The organism is Mycobacterium sp. E2699 (genome assembly GCF_001666745.1).
Taxonomy (GTDB): domain Bacteria; phylum Actinomycetota; class Actinomycetes; order Mycobacteriales; family Mycobacteriaceae; genus Mycobacterium.
Window position 1 is genome coordinate 1 of the sequence record NZ_LZJH01000128.1, and the last position, 15,088, is coordinate 15,088.

15 protein-coding genes and 1 pseudogene are annotated in these 15,088 nt (G+C 68.1%); 10 read left to right on the plus strand and 6 right to left on the minus strand.

Annotation, left to right across the window (positions count from 1 at the left end):
• Nucleotides 1-1,018: YdiU family protein (locus tag A5696_RS22390; RefSeq protein ID WP_067883188.1), on the plus strand; the 1,018-nt coding region annotated here is incomplete at its 5' end.
• Nucleotides 1,019-1,114: 96 nt separating this feature from the next.
• Nucleotides 1,115-2,602, plus strand: a complete 1,488-nt coding sequence (locus A5696_RS22395; protein ID WP_067883189.1) for an NAD(P)/FAD-dependent oxidoreductase — start codon at nt 1,115-1,117, stop codon at nt 2,600-2,602.
• Nucleotides 2,603-2,614: 12 nt separating this feature from the next.
• Here A5696_RS22395 and A5696_RS22400 read toward each other — a convergent pair whose 3' ends face one another.
• Together A5696_RS22400 and A5696_RS22405 are read right to left on the minus strand one after the other, a co-directional pair.
• Nucleotides 2,615-3,442 (minus strand): LLM class F420-dependent oxidoreductase, encoded by an 828-nt coding sequence (locus A5696_RS22400; protein WP_067883190.1) that lies wholly within the window; start codon nt 3,440-3,442, stop codon nt 2,615-2,617.
• 17 nt (nt 3,443-3,459) lie between these two features.
• Entirely contained in the window at nt 3,460-3,846 is a 387-nt protein-coding gene (locus A5696_RS22405; protein WP_067883191.1) for a DUF4267 domain-containing protein, read from the minus strand.
• Between the two features lie 320 nt (nt 3,847-4,166).
• Here A5696_RS22405 and A5696_RS22410 point away from each other — a divergent pair, with 320 nt between their 5' ends.
• The 4 genes from A5696_RS22410 to A5696_RS22425 all read left to right on the plus strand — a co-directional run bounded on the left by A5696_RS22410 (nt 4,167) and on the right by A5696_RS22425 (nt 7,010).
• Nucleotides 4,167-4,868, plus strand: a complete 702-nt coding sequence (locus A5696_RS22410) for a TetR/AcrR family transcriptional regulator (protein WP_082956319.1) — start codon at nt 4,167-4,169, stop codon at nt 4,866-4,868.
• 103 nt (nt 4,869-4,971) lie between these two features.
• Entirely contained in the window at nt 4,972-5,634 is a 663-nt protein-coding gene (locus tag A5696_RS22415) for a TetR/AcrR family transcriptional regulator (RefSeq protein WP_067883193.1), read from the plus strand.
• A gap of 102 nt (nt 5,635-5,736) precedes the next feature.
• Nucleotides 5,737-6,327, plus strand: a complete 591-nt coding sequence (locus A5696_RS22420) for a DUF732 domain-containing protein (RefSeq protein ID WP_231964556.1) — start codon at nt 5,737-5,739, stop codon at nt 6,325-6,327.
• 161 nt (nt 6,328-6,488) lie between these two features.
• Nucleotides 6,489-7,010 carry a DUF732 domain-containing protein gene (locus tag A5696_RS22425; RefSeq protein ID WP_082969104.1) on the plus strand — a complete coding sequence of 174 codons (522 nt, stop codon included), beginning with the start codon at nt 6,489-6,491 and terminating at the stop codon, nt 7,008-7,010.
• A gap of 5 nt (nt 7,011-7,015) precedes the next feature.
• Here the strand turns inward: A5696_RS22425 and A5696_RS22430 are convergent, their stop codons facing one another.
• Both A5696_RS22430 and A5696_RS22435 read right to left on the minus strand, forming a co-directional pair.
• The gene (locus A5696_RS22430) at nt 7,016-7,405 is read right to left on the minus strand and encodes a nuclear transport factor 2 family protein (RefSeq protein ID WP_067883196.1); all 390 of its coding nucleotides are present in this window, start codon (nt 7,403-7,405) and stop codon (nt 7,016-7,018) included.
• A gap of 26 nt (nt 7,406-7,431) precedes the next feature.
• A complete protein-coding gene (locus A5696_RS22435) occupies nt 7,432-8,946 on the minus strand; it encodes a serine hydrolase (RefSeq protein WP_067883197.1) in 1,515 nt (504 codons plus the stop codon).
• Between the two features lie 118 nt (nt 8,947-9,064).
• Here A5696_RS22435 and A5696_RS22440 point away from each other — a divergent pair, with 118 nt between their 5' ends.
• Nucleotides 9,065-9,655 (plus strand): M15 family metallopeptidase, encoded by a 591-nt coding sequence (locus tag A5696_RS22440; protein WP_231964560.1) that lies wholly within the window; start codon nt 9,065-9,067, stop codon nt 9,653-9,655.
• A 28-nt stretch (nt 9,656-9,683) separates the two neighbouring features.
• On the opposite strand, the gene glnA is transcribed toward A5696_RS22440, so the two are convergent.
• On the minus strand, nt 9,684-11,120 hold the full coding sequence (gene glnA / locus A5696_RS22445; RefSeq protein ID WP_067883199.1) for a type I glutamate--ammonia ligase: 1,437 nt from the start codon (nt 11,118-11,120) through the stop codon (nt 9,684-9,686).
• Nucleotides 11,121-11,343: 223 nt separating this feature from the next.
• Here glnA and A5696_RS22450 point away from each other — a divergent pair, with 223 nt between their 5' ends.
• The 3 genes and pseudogenes from A5696_RS22450 (at nt 11,344) to A5696_RS22460 (ending at nt 14,171) form a co-directional block, all read left to right on the plus strand.
• A complete protein-coding gene (locus tag A5696_RS22450) occupies nt 11,344-13,119 on the plus strand; it encodes an NAD-binding protein (RefSeq protein WP_067883200.1) in 1,776 nt (591 codons plus the stop codon).
• Nucleotides 13,120-13,209: 90 nt separating this feature from the next.
• Nucleotides 13,210-13,483, plus strand: a pseudogene (locus A5696_RS29270) (PE family protein); the annotation flags it as partial.
• Nucleotides 13,484-13,814: 331 nt separating this feature from the next.
• Complete coding sequence (locus A5696_RS22460) at nt 13,815-14,171, plus strand: hypothetical protein (RefSeq protein WP_231964557.1); 357 nt, start codon at nt 13,815-13,817, stop codon at nt 14,169-14,171.
• Here A5696_RS22460 and A5696_RS22465 read toward each other — a convergent pair whose 3' ends face one another.
• The gene (locus A5696_RS22465) at nt 14,172-14,924 is read right to left on the minus strand and encodes a hypothetical protein (protein ID WP_067883203.1); all 753 of its coding nucleotides are present in this window, start codon (nt 14,922-14,924) and stop codon (nt 14,172-14,174) included.
• Nucleotides 14,925-15,088 lie beyond the last annotated feature (164 nt).

Sequence of the window (15,088 nt, forward strand, 5' to 3'; positions counted from 1 at the left end):
CGTCCCGACGACACGATCGCTGGCCGTGGTGGCCACCGGACGCCCGGTGCAGCGCGAGACGCCGCTGCCCGGCGCCGTGCTCGCCCGCGTCGCGAGCAGTCACCTGCGCGTCGGCAGCTTCCAGTACGCCGCGTCGCTCGGCGACCCGGGCCTGCTGCGGCGCCTGGCCGACCATGCGATCGCGCGCCACCATCCCGCCGCGGCCGGGGCCGACCGGCCATACCTCGCCCTGTTCGAAGCGGTGGTGGCCGCCCAGGCGTCGCTGGTGGCCCGCTGGATGCTGATCGGGTTCGTCCACGGCGTGATGAACACCGACAACATGACGATCTCCGGCGAAACCATCGACTACGGCCCCTGCGCCTTCATGGAGGCCTACGACCCGGAGACGGTGTTCAGCTCGATCGACTTCTGGGGTCGCTACGCCTACGGCAATCAGCCGGTCGTCGCCGGATGGAACCTGGCCCGATTCGCGGAGACGCTCCTCCCGTTGCTCTCCGACGACGTCGAGGAGGCGGTCGCGCTCGCGGAGGGGTCGTTCGGGGTGTTCCGGCCGGCCTACGACGCCGTGTGGGAGTCCGGCATGCGCTCCAAACTCGGCTTGTCCGGAGATGTTGCGGCACAAGCGGTTACGCGGTTGGTCGACGACCTGCTCACCCTGTTGCAGGAGAGCCACGTCGACTACACCTCCTTCTTCCGCCACCTCGGTCGGGCCGCCCGGGGAGAGGCCGAACCGGCGCGCGGACTCTTCGTCAACCTCGCCGGCTTCGACGCCTGGATGTCGCGCTGGCGGGACCTCGGTCCGGACGCCGACGCGATGGACCGCGCCAACCCGATCTACATCCCGCGCAACCACCTCGTCGAGGAGGCCCTGACCGCGGCGACGGACGGGGACCTCGATCCGCTCGGGCGGCTGCTCAACGCCGTCACCGACCCGTATCGCGAACGACCAGGCCTGCGGCGCTACGCCGATCCGGCGCCGGAGGATTTCGGCAAGTACCAAACGTTCTGCGGCACCTGAGGTTTCGGCCGCACCGGCGGCCTCGAGGACCGCTATGACTGCCTGCAGGTCAACGACATCCGCATCGGCCTGAGCTGAAGCGTTTACAGTTCCCTAGTGACCACAAGCGTCGCGGTGATCGGGGCGGGCCCGGGCGGGCTGGTCGCGGCCCGCTGGTTGATGTCGCAGGGCTTCGAACCGACGATCTTCGACAAGGCGCCGATGCCGGGCGGGCAGTGGACGGGCCTGCCCGGCCTGAGCGGCGTGTGGCCGGCTATGCACACCAACAGCAGTCGCACGCTGACGGCCTTCGGCGACCTCGAGCACACCACCGAAGTCGTCTACCCGCCGAATCGCGCGATCCTCGGCTACTTGCATCGATACGCCGAAACCTTCGGCCTCACCCCCCGCATTCTGCTCAACACGCGGGTCGACCTCGTCAGGCGGCAGGGCACACGGTGGGTCGTTGGTCATGCCGGCGGCGACGAGAGCTTCGCGCGGGTAGTGGTCGCCAGCGGCAGGTTCCACGCCCCGGCGGTCCCCGCCGTGCCGGGCCTCGAGACGTTCGCCGGCTCGGCCGGGGCGATCTCGAGCTACCAATACCGCGACGCCGGCCCGTACCGCGACAAGCGAGTCTTGGTGGCGGGCTGCGCGATCAGCGCCCTCGAGATCGCCGCGGAGCTGGCCCATCTCGGCGCTGCACGCGTGGTGGTGACCCAACGGCGGCAGAGGTACGTCCTGCCGAAGTTCGCCGCCGGGGTGCCCACCGACTACCGGGTCTACACCCGCTACGGCGCCCTGGCCTTCGAGCGCCTGCCCAGGGCCGAGGTCGACCGGCAGCTGAAGGAGATCGTCGTCGAGGCGGCCGGGAGCCCCGACCAGTACGGCGCACCGCGGCCCGATGCGTCCCTCTTCGCGGCCGGGGTCACCCTCAATCAGCATTACCTACCACTGGTCGCCGAGGGCCGGATCACGGTGCGGCCGTGGATAAAGGCCATCGAGGGCACGTGCGTGACGTTCGCGGACGGGCACGCCGAGGACTTCGACGGGATCGTGTTCGGCACCGGGTTCGCGTTGTCTCTGCCCTTCCTGAGCGAGGACATCCGCGCCGTCCTCGACCTCGACGCGGTGCACCTGGACGCCGACCGCTACACGTTCCATCCCGACCTCCCGAATATGGCCTTCATCGGCATGTGGGACCAGTCGGGCGGATACTTCGTGCCGCTGGAACTCCAAGCCAGGTGGATCGCGTACACGTGGGGCGGCGCGATCGCGCCCCTCGATGAGGACGACCAGCGGAGGTCGCTCAAGGGGTACCGCGCGCGACGCGGGTCACCCCAGAAAACCCAAATGAACCTGGCCGCAATGACTTTCGCCCGAGCGGCCGGGGTGGAGCCACAGCTGGACAACTGGCCGCACCTGCGGCGCGCGTTGCTGTTCGGCCCGCTGGCACCGAGCTGCTTTCGGCTCGAAGGCCCGGATGCGTTGGCCCGGGCGTCGACCCGGTTCGCGCGCGAAGCCGCCGCCTTCGGCGCCATCACGTCGAACGAGCTCACCGGGCGCGAAGCGAAATACTGGTCAGCGGTCGAGGGCGCCGCGGGCTGACCGTGCGCGGCCCTACGCCAGTTTGGCGAGCTCCGCCTGCAACTCGTCGAGGCGCCGAAGCGTCTCGTCGCGGGGCTCGGTGGGCAGGTCCAGCAGCACCTGTTGCAACCCGAGGGTGCGGTAGCCCTCCAGCTCCTTTGCAGTCGGCTCGCCCCCGTGAAAGTTGATCACCGGCACGTCGTGGTCGGCGACGCGGCGCAACTCCTCGAGCTGGCCCGACAGCGCCTCAGCCGACGGAGTCATCGCGATCCAGCCGGCATTCAGCCGGGCGATGCGCGGAAAACTCGCCGGCCCGCCGCCCAGATACAGCGGCGGGTACGGCCGCGTCACCGGCTTCGGCCAGCTGTAGATCGGATCGAAATCGACCAATTCGCCGTGGAATTCGGCCTGATCCTGGGTCCAGATCTCGATCATCGCCCGAAGCCGCTCCTCGACCATCCGCCCGCGCACCTTCGGATCGACGCCGTGGTTGGCGATCTCCTCGCGCAGCCAGCCCACCCCCACGCCGAAGCGAAACCGTCCCTGCGAGACCAGATCGAGCGACGCAACGTCCTTGGCCGTCAGGATGGGATCGCGCTGCGGGATCAACGCGATTCCGGTCCCCACCTCGAGGCCCCTGGTCGCGACCGCCGCCGCCGTCAACGCCACGAACGGATCCAGTGTGCGGTAGTACTTCGGCGGAATCGGGCCACCGCCCGGATAGGGGGTCTTGGCGTTGACGGGGATGTGCGAATGCTCGGCCAGGAACAGCGAGGCGAACTCGCGCTCCTCCAGCGCCCGGCCCAGCTCGACGGGGCCGATCCCCTCGTCGGTGACGAATGTCAGGACTCCGAACCGCATGCTTGCTCCCATCGCCGTCACACATTCTCCCCGTCGCGGACCCTTCGGGTCGCGCCCCAGAGCCCGACGCCGATGCCGACCACGGCGCCGCCCAGGCCGATCAGCCGTTGCGAGGGCTTCAGCGCGTCGTGCACGCTCATGCCGCCGAGCAGGTCGGCCGCGTCCGCGCCGCCGGAGGCCAGAAACCAGCCGCGGGTGTCCCTACCCCGCAGCGCCGCCGCAGCGAGCAGCCCGCCGATCAAGGCGTCGCGGTAGCCCATCGAACGCAGCAGCAGTCGCGCGGTCGGCGCCGGCTCGTCCGGATCGCCCCACCAGCGGTTCGCGCGGAGCGGGTCGACGAGAAACGAAATGCCCGACGCGAGACGGATGCCGCCGGCCAGGAGGGCCGCCCGATCAATCGACATGGCCGCAGCCTAGGGCCTATCTCGCGGGTGAACCAGGGTTCACCGAAACGGCTGCTGCCAGACAGCGACGATCCGCCGGTCCGGCGCCGAGAAGTCCGGGCTCGTGATCCCTCTTCGCAAACCTGTTCCCGGCAGACGCATTTGCCGCATCAGCCTTGACGCCCCGCGAACGACGCCGGCATGACCTGCGCGAGTGGTGATCGGTGCGCCGGGACGGTGTCGACAGAAACAATTGTGCATTCGTCTAATAGAAGAGTGGGCGGCGCGGGCTTTGCGAAAGCGTGTGTGCACGAACTGTCCACGGATTATTTTTGTTAACTATGACGGGACAGGGGGATCCGGCAGCACATCCGCAGCACCATTTGAGCCACACGGTCACGCCTCGACGGAAGAAGCTGGCACCCGATCCCGACGTGCGCCGCGCCATTGTGGACGCCGCGTCGAAATCGGTTCGCGAGCAGGGGGTTCGAGGCCTCAGCGTTGCCACGGTGTTGGAACGAGCCCGGCTCAGCACGCGGGCTTTCTATCGGCACTTCGACTCCAAGGACCAATTGGTCGCGGCGGTCTTTCTCGAGATGACGCGCAGCGAGGTGCAGCGGCTGAAATCAAAGATGTCAGAAGCCACCGACCCGGTCGAAGCGGTCGCCGCATGGATCGACGGGCGGCTCGACCTCGCGTTCGATGAGGACATCAAAGCGGAGCTGCACCAGGTGTCTTTGGAGGCCCAATCGAAATCATTCTCCACACCCGAGGCGGTCTCGCCCGCCTACGGTGCGATTCTCGAGCCGTTGATCGAGCAGCTGCAGCGCGGCCTCGAGCTCGGCATCTTCAGGGACATCATCCCGGCGACCGCGGCGAAATCGATCCACGGCGTCGTGTGGGCCGGCACGCAGCGCCAGTGGGCGACGAACCATTGGGACCGCGAGGAGGTCCGCCGACGGGCGGTGCGATTCTGCCTGCGGGGGCTGGGCGTGGCGCCCCACCTCATCGAGCAACTGAGCGCCGGCGAAGCCGCACGTTAGCGGAAGCGCAAACCCTGAAATTCATGTTTTCGGAGACGGGGGTAGGGGGTACCTACGCACTTATGACACGTCTGTGCAACCCCGACGGCCCGGTCAGGCGCGCATGAGCGGCCCGCTATCGCAACGGCGAAACAAGCTCGCCCCCGACCCCAACGTGCGGTGCGCCATCGTGGCCGCGGCGTCCAAATCCATGCACGAGCATGGAGTCCACGGGCTCAGCGTCGCCACCGTGCTGGAGCGCGCTCAGCTGAGCACTCGCGCGTTCTACCGGCACTTCGATTCCAAGGACCAGTTGGTCGCGGCGGTCTTCCTCGAAGAGGCCCGCGTCGAAACGCAGAGACTGAGGGCAAAGATGGCGGACGCCGCCGACCCGGTCGACGCGGTCGTCGCCTGGATCGAAGGGCGACTGGAACGCGCGTTCGGCGAACCCGCCGAGAACGGCGCCCGCCGGCTGCCGATGGACGCGCACACGAAAGCGGTCTCGTCGCCGGAAATGATTGCGCCCGCGTACGGCGCGATCCTCGAGCCGCTCGTCGAGCAGATCGAGCGCGGCCTCGAACTCGGCGTGTTCCACGACGCCGTCCCGGCGACGGCCGCGAAATCGATACACGGCGTGGTGTGGGCCGGCTCGCAGCGGCACGGGCAGACGCAGCCTTGGGACCGCACCGCAATTCGCGAGCGGGTGGTGCGGTTCTGCCTGCGCGGTCTGGGCGTATCGCCCCTAACGATCGAACGGGTCACCGAGGCCGGCGCGGCCGCGGGCTGACCGCGAACACAGCTACTCGGCGGGGCACGCATCGGCAATTTCGCGGCCACGCCGGCCACGACGCCGCCGTCATCCATCCGCGGACCCGCTACCATGGCCGTCATGGCCGAGCCGTCCCCGGCTGGTGACGAGACGTTCGCGCTCAACCGTGCCGAGACGGTTGCCGTACCCAATGACGCGGGTTCGGACGCGGCGGATCGCACGTCCGCGCGCGACTATGACGACGTCCCCGACGAGCCGGCGGCCGACCGCCAGTCCTGGAGCGCCACCTGGCGCAAGGCCGGAGCGCTGCTCGTCGGGGGGCTCGCACTGGCCGGGGCGATCATTCTTGCCTTCTGGCTGTTGAGCCCGGATTCCACCCGCCCTCGGCCGGCAACGCCCAAGGGCGGCGCGACGCCCGCGCCGACGGGCCCGTCGGCGTCCGCCGCTCCGTCGTCCATCGCCTCCACACCGGACCAGGACAACAAGTACGTACAGGACCTGAACGACCACGGCATCTCGTTCGCCAACCCCGAGGCCGCAATCTCGAACGGCAAGATGGTGTGCGATGACATCCGCCGAGGCGTGTCGGTGCCCCAGATCGTCAACGCCTTTCATTCGAGCAATCCGGGCCTCGACGCCGACACTTACGTGAGCATCTCCGTTCGCGCGTACTGTCCGCAAAATGGCAACCTGGTGGGCGGTGGGTCATAGCCGGCGCGGGAAGCGGCGCGCGGCCCGGCGGCCTGTACGGACCGGCGCGGCCGTGACAGACTTCGACACGGCGATTGACGTGTCGTTGAACGTCAGAATGCGAACGGTGCGATATTGATTGGACTTGGCGTTATCGGGGGACACCCGGCAGGGGGTGGGGCATGACTGTCGAGGGCCGCGATGTCCCGACCGGATCGGTGCCTCATCACGTAACACGGCCGACGCGTCGCTCCAAGCAGACGCCCGCCGCGGTGCTCATCGGGGCCGCGGCCTTCGCCGCGGCCGCCCTGGCCGGTCTCATCTCGGTGGGGGTCTACCTGTCGCGTGACAAGACGGCGATGTCGCCGGGCCCGCAGACCGTGACGATCAGCGCCTCGTCGGCCGCGATGTCCCCGGCCGACGGCGCGGACGCCCAATTCCTGTCCATGCTGAACGGCTACGGCATCACCGACAACGGCAAGGCGGCCATCCGCCAGCGGTTCATGGAGTTGGGCCACCACACCTGTTTCCTGCTGTTGCCGCCGCGGCCGCAGTCGCTCGAGCTGACGGTCGGCAACATCTTGTCCGCACAGGACCAGGACAGCGCCGCCGGTAATCGGTGGCCGAAGCGGCTCAGTCATGATGACGCGGAACATTTGGCGCAGTCCGCCGTCGCCGCCTATTGCCCGAGCGCGCAGAAGTAGGTCGGCTAGCTCCCCTGCTGCAACAGCTTGGCCATCTCGGGGATGACGGTCTCAAGGGCCCTGAGCGGCCGCAGCATCACCTTGACCGAAGTGATCTCGCCGTCGTCGTTCCAGTGGATCATGTCGACGCCGTTCACGTGGGTGCCGCCGACGTCGGCGACGAACTCCAGCACGGCGGAGTGGTCGGAATACCACTGCTCGACGTAGTGGAAATCGGTGTCGGCGAACAGCTTCGCCGCCGCGGTCAGGTAGGCGGCGGCCTTGGCCCTGCCCTCTTGTGGGGTGAAAACCGCCGGCGAGTAGAAGACCGCGTCCTCGGCCAGCAGTTCGTGCAAGCCGTCGGTGCGGCCGCCGTCGACGATCTCGATCCAGCGTTGGATAACCGGTGGGGTCACACGGCAAAACTAGCGCCCGGGTTTTCCTACCGGCGCGGGGGTGTGGTGCTGCCGTAGAGGCGCAGGGCCCGGGCCGCCGCGGTGGCGACCTCCCCGCGCAGATCCGAGATCGGTGGGCTGCCTCGCAGATGGATCGAGTTGGAGAGCAGGACCACATAGGTGTCCGAGCCGGGGTCCAGCCACAGCGTGGTTCCGGTGAACCCGGTGTTGCCGAAACTGCCGACGGGAAAGACCGTTCCGCGGGGCCGGGAAAATCCGGTGTCGATGTCCCAGCCGAACCCGAACAGGTTTTGTCCCCTGACCGCCGGATAGTTGGCGGCCCGGGCGGCTTCGTTCGCCGCTTTGAGTTGTTGGGGGGTGTGTCCGGGTTGCTGGGGCGTCGTCATCAGTTCGAGAGTCGCGGGCTGCAGCGGAAAGTCGCTCGGGCGGCCCGCAAGCCGATCGAGCAGCGCCTGCGCATAGACGCCGACATCGTGCGCCGTCGCGAACACGCCGGCATTACCCGCCACTCCCCCCATGCGGCGCGCCGTCGGGTCATGCACGGTGCCACGAAGCAGATAACCGTAATCGGGGTTCTTGCCGGGATCGGCTCGGCTTTCCTCGTCAAGCGCCGTCGGCGCGATGCGCGGCAGGAGGCCGGCGCTCCATGCGCCCGCGGGACAGGGCTCCGGTTCGCGTCCCGGCGGCGCGGGAGCCCAGGCGATCGCAGACCCTCGAATCCGTTGTGGCCCACAGGCTTTGGCTGCGGGAAGGTAGCGGGTCTGCATGATTCCGAGCGGCGCGAAGACGTTTTGCTGAACGTAGTCGTCCTCCGCCTCGCCCGTGACCTTCTCGAGCAGCGCGCCGAGCAGGATGTAGTTGATGTCGGAGTACCGGAAAACCGCGCCGGGGCCCGACTGGAGCGGCGTGCTGAGCGCACGGTGGACGCCTTCCGCTTTGTCGGACCCGTCGAGTCCCCACGGATCGCCGAGGCTTACGTCTATCCCCTCGCCCGACGTGTTCGTCAGCAACATGCGGACGGTCACCTCGGCACGCTGAGGATCGTTCGCCGCGTTGAAGTCCGGCAAGTACTTCTGCACGGGATCGTCGAACTGCACCTTGCCCTGTTCGTACAGCTGCATGATGGCGGTCGCCGTCGCGAGACACTTTGTCAGCGAAGCCAAGTCGAAGATCGTATCCTCGGTCATCGGCTCGGCGGGCGCCGGCGCTCCGTCCAGCCCCGGTTCGCCCGCCAGCTTGCGCGAGCCGTAGGCCTGGTGAAAGGCGACCTTGCCCCCGTGCCCGATCACCACCACCGCACCCGGCAGCCGGCGTGCCGCGATCGCGTCGTTCATCAGCCTGGAGACGGTTGCGAACTCGGGCGCGGGGGGTGCGGCCGGCTCCTCCGGCGGCGGCGGCGCGGGAGGCGGCGGCGCCTGCGAAGCCCGAGGCCCGTCGCTGACGGCTGACGGCGCCACGTAGCCGGGCGCGGAAGCGGCGGCGAGCACGAGCAGGGCGGCGCCAACGGCAATGACCTTTCGCGCCGACCGCTTACCGGGCATGCCGCCAGCGTAGGCGGGATCGGCTGGGCAGTCCTATAGTTGGTGCCCCGTGCCATTCCCATTCACGTCCGGCAGCCGGTGGTTTGCCGTTCCGGCGGGCATGGCGGCAGCCGCCGTCATGCTGGTTCAGTGCAGCGCCGCTTCGTCCGCCCCCGGGGAGACCGTCCTGCCGGTGACGGTCGCAGAGCTCGGCGCGAGCTGGCGGCCCGGCTGTCCCGTCGAACCCGCGCAGCTGCGGCGGGTCGGCGTCGACCACATCGGGTTTGACGGGCAGACCCACCGCGGCGAGCTGATCGTGCACGAAGACCTGGTGCCCGAGGTCCTCGCGATCTTCGAGCGGCTTTACCGGCTGCGCTTTCCCATCGAGAAGATCCGCGCGGTCGACCACTACCCGGCCGCCGATGACGAGCTGTCGATGGAGGACGACAACACCTCAGCGTTCAATTGCCGAAGCATCCCCGGAACCGATCGATGGTCCCTCCACGCCTACGGCCGGGCCATCGACCTCAACCCGCTGCTCAATCCGTGCGTCTACTCCAGCGGCGCGATCGAACCGCGCAACGCCACGGAGTACCTGGACCGCGGCCGCACCGACCCGGGGATCTTTCATGACGGCGACCCGGCCGTTCACGTGTTCACGGACCTCGGCTGGCGGTGGGGTGGCGCCTGGACGACTCCCGTCGACTACCAGCACTTCGAGCGGCCCTAGACGTCCCTAGACGTCCCCTAGACGTCCCCTAGACGTCGTAGTAGAGGGCAAACTCGTACGGCGTCGGCCGCAGGTTGACCGGTGCGATCTCGTAGTCGCGCTTGTAGTCGATCCACGCCTCGATCAGGTCGGGGGTGAACACCCCGCCCTCGGTGAGGTATTCGCTGTCTTCCTCCAGCCGGTCGATGACCGCCGACAGCTGCGTGGGCGCCTGCGGGATCTCGGCCGCCTCTTCCGGGGGCAGCTCGTAGAGGTCCTTGTCGACCGGCGGCGGCGGCTCGATCTTGTTCTTGATGCCGTCCAGCCCCGCCATCAGCTGGGCCGCGAACGAAAGATAGGGATTGCCCGACGAATCGGGGCAACGGAACTCCAGCCGCTTGGTCTTCGGGTTGTTGCCGGTGATCGGGATGCGCACGCACGCCGAGCGGTTGCGCTGGCTGTAGACCAGGTTGATCGGGGCCTCGTAGCCGGGCACCAGCCGCTTGTACGAATTGACGGTGGGGTTGGTGAACGCCAGCAGCGAGGGCGCGTGGTAGAGCAATCCGCCGATGTAATGGCGGGCGGTGTCGGACAGGCCGGCGTAGCCGGTGTCGTCGTACATCAGCGGAATGCCGTCCTTCCACAGCGACTGGTGGCAGTGCATCCCGGACCCGTTGTCGCCGAACAGCGGCTTGGGCATGAACGTCACCGTCTTGCCGGCCTGCCATGCGGTCTGCTTGACGATGTACTTGTACATCTGATGGTCGTCCGCCGCGTGCAGCAAAGTGTTGAACTGGTAGTTGATCTCGGCCTGGCCGCCGCTGCCCACCTCGTGGTGGCCCTTCTCCAGGCTGAAGCCGGCGTTGGTCAGGTGGGTGAGCATTTCGTCGCGCAGGTCGACGTAGTGGTCGGTGGGGGCGACCGGGAAGTACCCGCCCTTGGGGCGGACCTTGTAGCCGAGGTTGGGGCTGCCGTCGGCCTCGGTCGCGTCTCCGGTGTTCCACCACCCGGAGCTCGCGTCCACCTTGTAGAACGAGGTGTCCGTGCGCGAGTCGAAGCTGACGGAATCGAAGATGTAGAACTCGGCTTCCGGGCCGAAGTAGGCGGTGTCCGCGATGCCGGAGCTGATCAGGTAGTTCTCCGCCTTGCGCGCGACGTTGCGCGGGTCGCGCGAATACACCTCCAGGGTGAACGGGTCGTGCACGAAAAAGTTCAGGTTCAGCGTTCTGGCGGCGCGGAACGGGTCGATCGTCGCGGTTTCCGGGTCGGGCAGCAGCAGCATGTCGGACTCGTGGATCGACTGGAACCCGCGAATCGAGGAGCCGTCGAAGGCCAGGCCGTCCTCGAACACGTTCTCGTCGAAGGCGTAGATCGGAATCGTGAAGTGCTGCATGGTCCCCGGCAGGTCGCAGAAGCGGACGTCGACATACTCGATGTCCTGGTCCCTGGCGAGTTTGCAGATATCGTCGGGCGTCGTCTCGGGCACGGAAGCTCCTTCAGGCAATGCTTTTCACGCGGGCAGCGGTGCTGCGATGGCTTTCTCTACGCCGCAACTATTTCGTCCGCGTGACGAGCCCGAGTCGAACCTGTTGCGTCCCATGAAGACCGGGCCGCTCCGGTGGCACTTCCCGGGCTCGTGGCCGATAGTCGTATTCATGCGGCACACCACGAAGCCACCCCGGTAGCAAACGAGCGAGACGGCCCGCGAAATGGGAGAGGTCTTTCAATTTCATCGCGAGATCATCGTCGGCGGCGATGATCCGCTGTCGAAGACGATCGCCGAGGAACTCAGGGGCGCCGGCGCGCGGATTATCAGGATCAACACCGCCGCGGATCTGCTCGGCGCCGGGGTGCACCGGGCCCGCGCCGTCGTCTGCGCCGGGCCCAACGACGCTGTGAATCTCGAAATCGCCTTACTGGCAAGGGAGTACAGTCCGAATGTCCGCGTGGTGGCGCGGCTGGCCAACGACGTGCTGCGGGAAGCGGTCACCGCCGTCAACGGCCCCGGCGCGATACTGGACGTCGCCGACCTCGCCACACCGTCCCTCGTGGAGGCCGTGCTGTCGCGTAACGCGCACCAGTTCGAAACGGCGGGAATCGAATTCGTCGTGTGGGGCGCCGAGGCGCCGTACGACGCGACGCTGCGCGAGATCTACGCCGACTTGGCGCCCGTCGCGGTCGTCCACGGCAAGAACTCACCCACTCCCGGCGAGGTGGTGCCCTGCCCCGGGCGGGATCTGCGGGTCTACGCCGGGGACTGGACGTCGATGATCGGCGTCAAAGACGAACTGGAGGCCCGTGGCATCAAGGTGCCTCCCCCGACGGGGACGCGCTCACGCCATTCCCGGCTCCGACGCGCAATCGATGCCGCGCGGGCCATGCGCGACGACGTCAACCCGATGCTGTTCCCCTCGTTGGCTTTTGCGCTGTTGCTGATACTCGCCTCGACCACCGTGATGCGCCTGACCTATCACAACCCGCGGATGTCGTGGCTCGACGCCCTGTACTTCACCTCCGAGACCATTACGACCGTGGGCTACGGCGAATTCAGCTTCGCCCAGCAGTCCACCGCCCTGCGACTGTACGTGGTCGCGTTGATGTTCGGCGGCGCGATCGTCACCGCCATCCTCGTCGCGTTCCTCGCCGACCTGATGCTCTCGCGCCGATTCGTGAAAACCGCCGGCCTGCTGCGGGCCCGCCACATGCGCAACCACGTCGTCGTCGTGGGGCTGGGTTCCATCGGCGTCCGCGTCGTCAGCGATCTCACCGCCGCCGGATACGACGTCCTGGTGATTGAGCCGGACGAGAACAACCGCTTCCTGCCGACCGTGGCCGACCTCGACGTGCCGGTGATCTTCGGGGATCCCACGATGCGCCAGACCTTGGAATCGGCGCGCGTCGAACGCGCACGCGGGGTGGCGGTGGTGAACCAGGACGACATGGCGAACATCGAGACCGGCATCGTCCTGCTGGAGATACTCGGATCGGACACCAAGGTGCCGATCGTCATGCGCGTTCAGGGCCGGGCGTTGGGCACCGCGGTGAACCGGCGGTTCGGTTTCGAAAACGTGCGGTCGATCGTCGACCTGGCCGCCCCCTGGTTCATCGGCGCGGCGATGGGTTTGCAAGTGCTCGGGACGTTTTGGGTGGGGCAGCGCTCCTTCATGGTCGGCGGAATGCTGGTGGCGCCGGGCAGCGAGCTCGACGGTCTGCGAATGGTGGAACTGTCCACGCAGACGCGCGTCATCGCGATCACGCGACCGGAGGGGCCGGTCAGGTTGCGCCCTCGCCGCGACGCCCGACTCAAGGCCGGCGACACCGTCTACATCATCGGCCCCTACCGCGAGCTGATCACGACCCTGCGCAAGGGCCAGCCCCCACCGGTGACGGCGATCAACGGCGAGCGGGCGGCGACCTTGGCGGCGGCGCGTTCGCACCGGCCGGACCCACGCCCGCCGAGGTGGGCGCCCGACATGGACGCCTGACGGAAGAGGGCACAAGTGCCCTAGCGGTTGCCGGGCGGCCATCGGGACCATGACACGAACGGATTGTCGTGGCCTAGGACGAGATGCGAGATGTCATTCATCATTGTGGCCCCGGAAACGCTGGCCTCGGTTTCCTCGGATCTGGCCAGTATCGGGTCGAGGATCAGCGAAGCCACCGCGGCCGTCGTGGGGCCGACCACGCACCTGACGGCCGCCGCCGCCGATGAAGTGTCAGCCGCCGTCGCGACGTTGTTCGGGTCGCACGGGCAGACCTATCAAGCGCTCAGCGCGCGGGCGTCGACGTTTCATCGGGAGTTCGTGCAGGCCCTGGCCGTGTCCGGAAGCTCGTACGCGGCTGCCGCCCCGACCCTGCAGAGCGTGGTCGACCAGACCGGTGCACTTCCGATTTGCCGGACGATCCAACAGGCAAACGAAAGTCTGCTCAATCGATTCACCCACGCGGTGGGCCGGCTCGAAAGGCCGTTGGTCCCCGTTGGCTGCCGCCGTCGATGATGCCGACCGCCTACCCCTTCGTGCCGATGCTGGACCCGCATCTGAACTTTCCCATCGGCCAGCACAGCGTGACCGGTCTTTCGCTGATCACAGGAGCTGAGGGGCAGCTGATGCGAAGTCTCGCCCTCATCCCGTCGTGGTGGGGCTAGTGTGCAGGAACAATGCGTCGACGAATTCTCTGGGTGCCGGTCTCGGTCGCCGCGGTAATGATGTGCCCGACGGCCGGGCCGGCCGCGGCCGCCGTCGACGCGGAGTGCGGCGTCATCGTGCCGGCGGCCGATCGGCTGGAGAACGTGTTCAACCTGGTGTCTCCCTCCGGTACACCGGCTTATCTGGCGAGCCAGGTTCGGAACGCTCTGGCTCCGCTGCACGGTTTGAAGAGTGCGGCCGCGGTCGACCTTCGCATTCGCTCGGACATGCTGGCGTCCCAGATCGACGCCAGTGATCCCTACCGGCCCGCAAGCCCGGAACAAATCGCCGGCGATCTCGCCAAGGCGAGGCAGCAGTTGGCGACCGCTCGCGACTACTGCGCGCCGTAGTTACTGCTGTCCCCTGCGCCACTGCCGGATCTGGAGGCGCTCGGCGTCCGGCCAGATGGCCTTGGCGGCCGGTGACCCGCAGAAGGTCTCCTCGGCCTGACGCAGGCTCATGTCCACCGCGTGCAGGCCGTCTTCCTGGTGGGCGCGGCACACGACGGTCAGCACCCGGTGCGTGTCCGGGTCCACCTCCTCGGCTTCGATGGTCAACACCACCACGAGCGTGTACCCGGCCCCGGTCGGCAGGTAGAAGGTGAGGTCCCGGCTGTCCAGCGCGCCGCCGTTGGTCACCAGGTAGCCGTCGCCGCTGGGATAGACGGCCTGCCCGACCATCTGGGTGCGTTCGTAATGGTTGCGGTCACCCGGCGCGCGCCACACCGCGAACCGGGTGTTGGCGCTGCCGTTGAACGGGTGTCGCGCGATCGGGATGATCAGCTCGTCGCGGCCGTCGCCGTCGACATCCTGCAACACGACGCCCCCCGGGCTCGACGGCTCCAGTAGCTCGTCGATCGTCTGCACCACCTCGCCCGACGGATCGGTCACGACAACCTTCACCGCGCCCGGCCCGGACAACTCGGGCACGGACCAGTAGGTGACGGCGAAATCGAGTGCGCCGGAATGCATTCGGCAGTCCGAGTGCGGCGACGTGGCCTGCGGGCTGATCGGTGCTGGGCTCTGCGGGCACGGCGGCAGCGCAGTGTCGGCCGCCGCGGTCGGGTAGGTGGGGCACGCCGTGCCCGCGGTGACCATCGCCATGACCGCGACCAGCAGCGGCAGCCGGTGCACTGCTGCGCACCTACCGCTTCGGCGCCGGCTGGGTCGGAGCGGGAGCGGGTGGGGGCTCGGCGGCCGACCGGGACGAGACCGGTAGCGCCGCAGACGACCAGGCGCGGCCCGACCGGTCCTCGAGGTGGCGCGTT

What these genes read in the sequence shown, in the direction of transcription:
- A5696_RS22425 (WP_082969104.1), top strand. Translation starts at nt 6,489, where the DNA reads ATGACTGTCGAGGGCCGCGATGTCCCGACCGGATCGGTGCCTCATCAC.
- A5696_RS22420 (WP_231964556.1), top strand. Translation starts at nt 5,737, where the DNA reads ATGGCCGAGCCGTCCCCGGCTGGTGACGAGACGTTCGCGCTCAACCGT.
- A5696_RS22440 (WP_231964560.1), top strand. Translation starts at nt 9,065, where the DNA reads ATGCTGGTTCAGTGCAGCGCCGCTTCGTCCGCCCCCGGGGAGACCGTC.
- A5696_RS22405 (WP_067883191.1), bottom strand. Translation starts at nt 3,846, where the DNA reads ATGTCGATTGATCGGGCGGCCCTCCTGGCCGGCGGCATCCGTCTCGCG.
- A5696_RS22400 (WP_067883190.1), bottom strand. Translation starts at nt 3,442, where the DNA reads ATGCGGTTCGGAGTCCTGACATTCGTCACCGACGAGGGGATCGGCCCC.
- A5696_RS22410 (WP_082956319.1), top strand. Translation starts at nt 4,167, where the DNA reads ATGACGGGACAGGGGGATCCGGCAGCACATCCGCAGCACCATTTGAGC.
- A5696_RS22415 (WP_067883193.1), top strand. Translation starts at nt 4,972, where the DNA reads ATGAGCGGCCCGCTATCGCAACGGCGAAACAAGCTCGCCCCCGACCCC.
- A5696_RS22450 (WP_067883200.1), top strand. Translation starts at nt 11,344, where the DNA reads ATGGGAGAGGTCTTTCAATTTCATCGCGAGATCATCGTCGGCGGCGAT.
- A5696_RS22465 (WP_067883203.1), bottom strand. Translation starts at nt 14,924, where the DNA reads ATGGCGATGGTCACCGCGGGCACGGCGTGCCCCACCTACCCGACCGCG.
- A5696_RS22435 (WP_067883197.1), bottom strand. Translation starts at nt 8,946, where the DNA reads ATGCCCGGTAAGCGGTCGGCGCGAAAGGTCATTGCCGTTGGCGCCGCC.